General features: G+C 37.6%; 9 protein-coding genes and 2 other annotated features. All 9 genes read right to left on the bottom strand.

All coding sequences use genetic code 11. The features are described 5' to 3' along the window. Positions 1-137 precede the first annotated feature (137 nt). Complete coding sequence (gene rplT, locus N782_RS15430; RefSeq protein ID WP_036822113.1) at positions 138-494, bottom strand: 50S ribosomal protein L20; 357 nt, start codon at positions 492-494, stop codon at positions 138-140. A 56-nt stretch (positions 495-550) separates the two neighbouring features. Continuing rightward, positions 551-748, bottom strand: coding sequence for a 50S ribosomal protein L35 (gene rpmI / locus N782_RS15425; RefSeq protein ID WP_036822110.1), 198 nt, complete (start codon positions 746-748; stop codon positions 551-553). Positions 749-797: 49 nt separating this feature from the next. Further along, on the bottom strand, positions 798-1,304 hold the full coding sequence (gene infC, locus N782_RS15420; protein ID WP_036822108.1) for a translation initiation factor IF-3: 507 nt from the start codon (positions 1,302-1,304) through the stop codon (positions 798-800). A gap of 92 nt (positions 1,305-1,396) precedes the next feature. Then, positions 1,397-1,524: a sequence feature (ribosomal protein L20 leader region), on the bottom strand. Between the two features lie 294 nt (positions 1,525-1,818). Beyond that, a complete protein-coding gene (gene thrS / locus N782_RS15415; protein WP_036822106.1) occupies positions 1,819-3,759 on the bottom strand; it encodes a threonine--tRNA ligase in 1,941 nt (646 codons plus the stop codon). 66 nt (positions 3,760-3,825) lie between these two features. Further along, positions 3,826-4,047, bottom strand: a binding site (T-box leader). A gap of 115 nt (positions 4,048-4,162) precedes the next feature. After that, positions 4,163-5,026 carry a sporulation protein YtxC gene (gene ytxC / locus N782_RS15410; RefSeq protein ID WP_052111378.1) on the bottom strand — a complete coding sequence of 288 codons (864 nt, stop codon included), beginning with the start codon at positions 5,024-5,026 and terminating at the stop codon, positions 4,163-4,165. A gap of 123 nt (positions 5,027-5,149) precedes the next feature. Then, positions 5,150-6,076, bottom strand: a complete 927-nt coding sequence (dnaI, locus tag N782_RS15405) for a primosomal protein DnaI (RefSeq protein WP_036822103.1) — start codon at positions 6,074-6,076, stop codon at positions 5,150-5,152. 36 nt (positions 6,077-6,112) lie between these two features. Continuing rightward, complete coding sequence (locus tag N782_RS15400; protein WP_036822099.1) at positions 6,113-7,534, bottom strand: replication initiation and membrane attachment family protein; 1,422 nt, start codon at positions 7,532-7,534, stop codon at positions 6,113-6,115. Positions 7,535-7,642: 108 nt separating this feature from the next. After that, entirely contained in the window at positions 7,643-8,107 is a 465-nt protein-coding gene (nrdR, locus tag N782_RS15395; RefSeq protein ID WP_036822097.1) for a transcriptional regulator NrdR, read from the bottom strand. Between the two features lie 32 nt (positions 8,108-8,139). Continuing rightward, positions 8,140-8,547, bottom strand: a complete 408-nt coding sequence (locus N782_RS15390; RefSeq protein WP_036822094.1) for a hypothetical protein — start codon at positions 8,545-8,547, stop codon at positions 8,140-8,142. Positions 8,548-8,863: the final 316 nt, after the last annotated feature.

Below are 8,863 nucleotides of genomic sequence, written 5' to 3'. Positions count from 1 at the left end.
CGGACCTATCCCAATATATCTCGATTCCAAGTCTTCAACATAATGGGGCGATTATAGAATAACTTTTAATCCATTAATCACAAAAATACCATGAAACTATAAAAAGCCATTCCTGAATTGGAATGGCTTTTCTCAACTTACTTAAGTGCTGTTTTTGCTTGCTCTACTAGGTTAGCGAAACCTTTTTCGTCTGTAACAGCTAAGTCAGCTAGCATTTTACGGTTAACTTCGATGCCAGCTTGCTTAAGACCGTGCATTAGACGGCTGTAAGAAATGTCGTTCATACGAGCTGCTGCGTTGATACGTGCGATCCATAATTTACGGAAATCACGTTTTCTCTGACGACGGTCACGATAAGCATACTGACCTGACTTCATTACTTGTTGTTTTGCTTGCTTAAATAAAGCATGTTTTGAACCATAATACCCTTTGGCAAGTTTTAAGACTTTTTTACGACGTTGACGTGTAACTGTTCCACCTTTTACGCGTGCCATAGTAGTTCCCTCCTGTTATATCAATTTCGAGTAATCTCGTTAAAATGTAATTTCGATTATTTTTTCGGAAGCATATCCTTGATACGCTTATAGTCGCTACGGTCCACAATTGAAGATTGACGTAGTTTACGTTTTTGCTTTTGAGACTTATTTGCGAATAAGTGGCTTGTGAACGCGTGGGAACGCTTCACCTTGCCGCTACCTGTTTTTGAAAAACGTTTCTGTGAACCTTTATGAGTTTTCATTTTTGGCATGAGTAGTTCCTCCTTTAAGCATTATCTTGGCTTCTCCCTAGTTAGTTACTTATTCTTTTTCATTAACTGGAGCAAGCATCATAAACATATTACGACCTTCCATCTTCGGTTTCGTTTCGATAGTGGAAAGATCTTTACATTCTTGTGCCATACGATCTAGAACCTCTTGGCCTAGCTCTTTGTGAGTGATAGCACGACCGCGGAAACGAATCGTTGCCTTCACTTTATCCCCTTTTGATAGGAATTTACGTGCATTACGAAGTTTCGTATTAAAGTCATGCTCTTCAATTCCTGGGCTAAGACGTACTTCTTTGATGTTAATAACTTTTTGATTCTTACGCTGTTCTTTTTCTTTTTTCTGTTGCTCGAATTTATACTTACCGTAGTCCATGATACGACATACAGGCGGTTTTGCGTTTGGAGCAACCATAACAAGATCTAGATTTGCGTTTGCAGCGATATCTAATGCTTCATTTTTGGATTTAACACCCAATTGGTCTCCATTTGAATCAATGAGACGTACTTCACGAGCACGGATTTTTTCATTGACAATCATTTCTTTGCTAATAACCAGCCACCTCCAAGGTATAGTTAAAAAATAATAGTGTCATCTTCGACAAGCTCTATTTCATCATGCTGGATTTAAAGACATTAAAAAAAGTGTCGGTACACACTGCACCCACACGTTTCCCTTACGTTCAGAAAATGTTACCCGTCAACTGTTCTTCTAAAAAGAACGTCAATCAGGTGAGAAGCGGGTGCTTCTACTTGTCTCAGACAGTTATTTGATTTCACTTTTACAAGGTTAGCATGTATTTCACATGATGTCAACTAGCCAATCTATTTTTTGTTCATTCGAAAGTGTATGACCTTATTTAGAATACAGGATTTATGTATTTATTGCAACAGCCTCTTTAAAGAAAAGAGGTAGTGCTTTTCTAACTCCTATTAAGCATTAAGCTTAGTTTGTAAAAGGATGATCAAGTATGTTTCGCCATTGCCGACTACCATAACTTATTATCTAAAAAGCCTCTTCCTTACAAATAAGTAAGAAAGAGACTTCATTTTGATTATTTAGATTTCCCTTGGATTTCTTGTTTAATTTCATCCACGAAATCTGCAAGTGGTTTTGTTTCTGAGTCTTGTTCGCCATAGCGACGAACATTGACTCCACTTTCACTCATTTCATTGTCCCCTACAACAAGTTGATATGGAACTTTTTGCATTTGAGCTTCACGGATTTTATAGCCAATTTTCTCATCACGCTCATCTACTTCTACTCTAACTCCTGCGTATCTCAGTTCATCCTCTACCTTTTTGGCATACTCAAGATGAGCATCCGCAGAAACAGGAATAATCTTTGCTTGCACTGGTGCTAACCAAGTTGGGAAGGCTCCTTTGTATTCTTCAATTAAGAAGGCAACAAAACGTTCCATAGTGGATACAACACCACGGTGGATAACGACAGGTCGATGGTGATTACCATCTTCCCCAACATATGTTAAATCAAAGCGTTCTGGTAAGTGAAAGTCCAGTTGAACAGTAGATAATGTTTCGTCTTTACCTAGCGCTGTCTTGACTTGAACGTCCAGTTTCGGACCGTAAAATGCCGCTTCTCCTTCTGCCTCTACGTAATCAAGCTTTAGGTCTTCCATAGTTTCCTTAAGAAGAGATTGCGCCTTATCCCACATTTCATCGTTATCTACATATTTTTCTTTATCTTCTTTATCACGATAAGAAAGACGGAAGTAATACTCGTTTAAACCAAAGTCTTTATACACTTCCTGAATCATACGAACAACGCGAATGAACTCTTCTTTCAGCTGATCTGGACGAGCAAAGATATGAGCGTCATTCAATGTCATGGCACGAACCCGTTGCAATCCTGCTAATGCACCAGACATTTCATAACGATGCATAGTACCAAGCTCAGCAATACGCACAGGTAAATTACGATAACTGTGGAATTGACTCTTATAAATCATCATATGGTGTGGGCAGTTCATTGGTCGAAGAACAAGGTCTTCGTTATCCATCTCCATAGTCGGGAACATATCCTCTTGATAGTGATCCCAGTGTCCACTTGTTTTATATAAGTCTACAGAACCAAGCACAGGTGTGTACACATGGTCATACCCTAGACGCTCTTCTAAATCAACTATATATCGTTCAATAGTGCGACGTATAGTAGCTCCTTTAGGTAGCCAAAGTGGCAACCCTTGCCCAACTTTTTGAGAGACAGTAAAGATGTCTAGTTCTTTCCCTAACTTGCGGTGATCGCGTTCTTTTGCTTCTTCAAGCATATGAAGGTACTCTTTTAAGTGATCTTTCTTTTCGAATGCAGTACCATAAATACGCTGTAGCATCTTATTATCACTGTCTCCACGCCAATATGCACCAGAGACACTTAACAGGTTGAATACTTTGATTTTCCCTGTAGAAGGTACATGAGGTCCACGACAAAGATCGAAAAACTCACCTTGCTTGTAAATTGTAACTTGTTCCCCTTCTGGTATATCTTCTAGAAGTTCTAATTTAAGGTTATCGCCGATTTCCTCATACATTTCTTTAGCTTCCTCACGACTAACCTCTAATCGTTCAACTTCAAGGTTTTCGCTTACGATTTTCTGCATTTCTTTTTCAATCTTAGGTAGATCTTCTGCAGTAATCGATTCACTAACATCCATATCATAATAAAAGCCATTTTCTATTACGGGACCAACACCTAGGTTCACTTTCCCGTATAAACGTTTAACAGCTTGTGCCATTAGGTGAGCAGTGGAGTGGCGTAACACTTCAATCCCTTCCTCGTCACGTAGTGTAACGATTTCGATTGAACCATCCCCAGGCAATACTCGACGTAAATCTAAAAGCTGGCCATTATGCTTCCCTGCAACAGCTTGCTTTTTTAACCCAGGGCTAATGGAAGCAGCTACATCTTCTGTTGTCGTATCTTTTGGGAACTCCTTGACTGCGCCATCTGGAAAAGTAAGTTGAATTGCTTCCGACATGTCTGTCACTCCTTTAATATTTTACTGTTTTAAGACACTAAAAAACGCCCATCCCTTGCACGAAAGCGAAGGGACGAGCGTTATACCCGTGGTTCCACCCTAATTTCCACATCAAATGTGGCTTCATTAGTACATCCGTAACGTGGATAATCCGCTGATCAATACTACATTTCATGACCAGAGTTCAGAGGTGGTAAACAATATGCCGTACATAGGAAGCTCACAGCCGATGACTTCCCTCTCTGTAAAGTCGGAATATATTGTTCGTATCCTCATCAAAACTTTTATATATCAAGGAATGGTTGTTTAGTTAGTTATGTTTTTTATTATATGTGGAATTAATATGGAAAGCAAGCCTATTTTTTAATTCATACTAGTTTTCTATGCACTATAGTTATAAAAATTATAAAGAAGACAATCTTTTAAAGGGAAATTTACTTAATGGATACATCTCCATTCGTTCTTGAAACACATTCATAACTGTCAGTGTTTTAGGATCGGTAACATCATCCCCATAAAAGGATATCTGTTCTGGCGCTAGAGCCATGATAGGCGTCAAATTAAGTTCTTCTTTCCCAAGACCAAATAGATATAATGGTTCTTGCTGCGCAAGGTTTTTGACTATTGCATTAGAAATTGGTTTTCCTGAAGAATTAAAGAAAAGAAACGATGCATCTTTTTGCACGATAACAAGATGGTCGATTTTCGCTTTCTTAGTCCCTACATATTCTCTTAATTGCTGAACATAGGTTTGGTACTCCTCTTCACGCTTATATTCATCGATTGCATAACCAACAAAATCAATTAGCTCTTCTTTGTAATATTGAAGACGGAACGTAACAACTGAATCAAAATGTAAAGCATCCCCTTCATTTAAGGCATTCTCAAACACACGATACAAAAGTTTTGTATGCTGCCCGTGACTAAGTTCATGTAATGGTACCATCCGTTGTTCCGTATCGTCTTGTAAGAAAGACTGACACAATTCAAATATGTGAGCTACTTCATCTTCATCATTATAATAATAACAATTGCGGATAATATCTTGTATCCAGGACTGTTCTCTATGTAAGGTAAATACATGGATCAACCCGTTCACAAGCCATTTGTTAACTGATATGGCTGAAGTCTTTCCGCTCTCTATGTTGACAGTGTAGCCCGTTTTATTTTGGTGGCGCCATTGAATTGTAATATCCCCATGTTCATCAAGGATACTCTCACAAAATGATAGAGCTTCCTGTTTATATTCAAAGCAGATCTCTTTCAAGCTGTTCCCCCCTTCCCCGAAACTGTTACATTATATGGGACAAGGAAAGAAAAAATGTATGTTTTCTATAACAATAAAAAAAACAACCCTAATAAAAGGTTGTTTAAAGATTAATACCTATAATTATTGTCTACGGTTTTGGCCTATTACTTCAACTGGTGTGCTACAAGCTTTGATTCGTTCTATAATTCTGCCAGCTTTTAGTTGCTCAATTTCACCACGGTTATTCGTCATTAAATGCTTCTCTAAGTCCTCTAAAGAATAGTTAGATGTGAAAAATACAGGTAAACGCTCCATCATTCGATATTGAAGAATAGATCCTAACACTTCATCACGAAACCAAGACGACATAGATTCTGCGCCGATATCATCTAGCATTAGGACTTGAGCTGTTTTGAATTTCTCTATCTTTTCATTTAGTGAGTTATCCTGAAGCGACGACTTCATTTCCCTCACAAGCTCAGGCATGTAGATCATATAAGAAGAAATACGCTTATTCGCTAATTTATTTGCAATAGCACCTAAAATATGAGTTTTCCCTACTCCAAATCGTCCATGAAAATAAAGACCCTTTTGAGCTTTTTCGGTCTCTACATTTTCAGTGTAATTAACTGCAAGTCTTATCGCTTCGTAACGATCATCTGGATCTAAATCCTTAAAGCGAGCTTCTAAAATATCCTTTGGCATATAAAGACTACTTATAAAAGAACGCTTTTCAGACTGTTCTTGATATTGGCGCTTAGTTGGACACATTTCATATGTTAAGCGTACATCCTTCTCTGTAACATGAAGGCTAGGTGAATAGCCAGGTACAAGGTTCTGACATTCATCTAGAGAAGGACATCCCTCACAGGATTTAGATTGGGACTGATACTCGTAAAATTTCATCAAATGTCGTTCAACATCTTGATCAGTCAATTGAGAGTTTTGTTGTAAAACTTTTTGGATATCTTCATCATGTAAAATAGCCTGTCGCATATTTTGATAATGCTCTTGGAAGTTTTTACTCTCTCTCATCCATTTTTTCAAAGCTGTTTGGATTGGTTCCATGTCACTCATCCTTAAATCAATTTATTCACACGTTATCTATTCATCATCCATTTTCTTCAAGGCCTCAGCTAATTCCTTTTTTTCCTTCTCAATCTCTTGTTGGGATTTACTAGCCTTTTCTGAACCTTTTGTTTGAGGTTGTGCTTCTTTTTCTTTTTGTTGTTCTTTAAACCAATCAGGCAACACTTCTTGTTTTTGTCTCCGATTTCGGTTTTTCCCTTTAGTAGCTAATTGCTGGTATTTTTGATTCTCAGATTTAGCAGTATCCATTGCTTGCCTTACTGTTTTCACATCTAGACGTGCCCAATGTCCAGCAATGGTTTCCATATACGGCTTTGAAAGTTTCATGTCCGTTTTCAATAGTACATAATAAATGAGCACGTTCATGACTCCAGCAGGTAAGCCTTGGGAAGTCATTATATCACGGACTATTTTAAGTTCTTTTTCAGTTGGTTCAGCACCATTTGATAAATCTGTTAGTAATTGCCTAGGAGATATATGTTCCAATTGATTAATCAACGCCTCTTCCTTACCTTGAGGTTGTTGATCTTCATCTGAAGAATTGGATAATTTGTCCTCCGAATTAACCTTTTCACGATGTTCTGTTAACTTTATATTCCCTTGGCCATTTTGGTGCTTGGATTGATATAAGTCATGACAGGCTTCCTTTAATTCTGAGACATGCAACTCGTTGGAGTCAGATAGAGCCCATTGTATTGCTTTTTCCATTTCATAAGTAGCTAAGTTATACAGTAAAGCTAATTGATTCATCACTTTTTTATTCTTTTCAGTGAAGATTACGTTCACTGGTAGCATTCGTTCATGAAACGTGCTTTTTAACCAATCGAAATCGATACTGGATTCTTGTACATTTGCTCCTGTTGTCGATGTAGCAATAGTTTTTGTCATTTCTTCAGATTCTGGATTGGATGGCACATCATTAGGTAGCTCTCTCATTGAAAAGATTTCCTCGAAAGAAGACGTAACTTCAATAGATTGGTCTTCCACTATTGGCTTAGCATATAGCGCATGTTGCAATCTCTTAAATTTTTCTTCTCCAATATGATGATACAATAACAGGGACAACATATCATCTTCAAAGAATTCATTTGGCGTAAATGGTCTTAATAATACATACGTGTACACATTCTGTTGAGTCCCCTCTGTAAGGAATGACCGCATGAGTCCAATTGCTTCTAGGCGTTTTCTGGCTTCATAAATTTGATCTAAAGGGAGATGGAGATAATTCATTAACAAATGATGGGTTCTGGGTTGGTCCTCTTTCTTTTGAACCTCGTATTCTGAAAGAAGTGTTTGGTATAAAGATATTGCAGCCAAACCAATTAAAGGTTGATATAAATGAGTTAAAGAGGTAGACATGTTGAAAGCAATATTTTGTGGTACTTGCAATTTGAAGCCGTCTAACGGTAACAGCTTTCCAATATTCGTTTCGTTCATATCTAATCTCCCCTTCTCCACGCTGTCCATGCTAGTGTTTGTTGTTTATGAATCCTTGTTGTAAGTAGGGGGTATAAAAAAGAAAAGAGCCACAAAGGCCCTAAACATTTACCCTTCAGAATCATGTTTGATTAAATCTTTTAATTCATCCAAGAAGACATTGATATCTTTAAATTGTCTATAAACGGATGCGAACCGAACATAAGCTACCTCATCTACAGTAGCTAGACGATCCATTACCATTTCTCCTATTTCCTTACTCTGAACCTCCGAAACACCACGGTTTCTTAATTCTCGTTCAATATCGCCAGTAATATTTTCTAATTCTTCTACGGCAACTGGCCTTTTCTCGCACGCACGGATTAAGCCACGCATAAGCTTTTCGCGGCTGAACTCCTCTCGTGTTCCTTCTTTTTTCACAATGATAAGAGGAACCTCCTCAATGCGCTCAAAAGTGGTGAACCGAAAATCACATTGTTCGCATTCTCTCCTCCGCCTGATAGATTTTCCTTCCTCTACTGGCCTAGAGTCTAATACTTTTGTACTTTTGTAGCTACAATTGGGGCACTTCACTCCATATCAACTCCAAATCTGGTTTGCCTTGTCTACACATTTAATTTATGAGCCATTGATGTTTCAATAAAAGGTAGCTCTTTCTTAAGCATGTCGTATTGTTGGCGAATTACTTTATGGCTGTACCCAAAGTCAAATGGTAAAGTAGTTTCTGATGTAACAGAAAAATCAATTGCAGTATGATAAGGTTTGACCATAATTACACTAATAACAATAAACGCTTTCTTTTGTTTTTTTAACTGAACACTTAACTCGCCACGTTCTTCGGACACGGACCTCACTTCAAAGGACGGTGATTTAGAATACATATCGTGCAATACGTTAATCGCTTTGTCCTTAGTTGTTTTGAAATAATGAGTGCGTAAGGAATCGTTATGGTGAGTTTCATCAGTTTCAGCGTGATTTGTAAAATATGTGGAAAAAAATTGTTTTATTTTCATATAACGTGTACACCTCTTATCTATTATATCAAAAATTCTACAAGGATAAATACATTACTCGAGGTGATTTGACAAATTCACCAAAATTCTTGAGTTTGGGTTTATCATTGAGGGTTTCAAATTATGAAGAATAATATCGTGGAAGAAATAAAGATAAAAGAATAACGGAACATGCCTGTTTCGACGTTGGCTTATAAAATGAAGGAGAGGGAAACATATTAGTCGAGAGGTAGCTGGACTGAGTCTAGCCATATTTACATTTTATATACTCACATGTATGTAATTATATCTCCTAAAACTATCAGAAAAGAGGTGC

The sequence above is a fragment of the Pontibacillus yanchengensis Y32 genome (genome assembly GCF_000770635.1).
In the GTDB taxonomy this organism is placed as follows: domain Bacteria; phylum Bacillota; class Bacilli; order Bacillales; family BH030062; genus Pontibacillus; species Pontibacillus yanchengensis.
The sequence above is the reverse complement of the archived record's forward strand: the minus strand, read 5'-3'. Positions and strand labels throughout refer to the sequence as shown.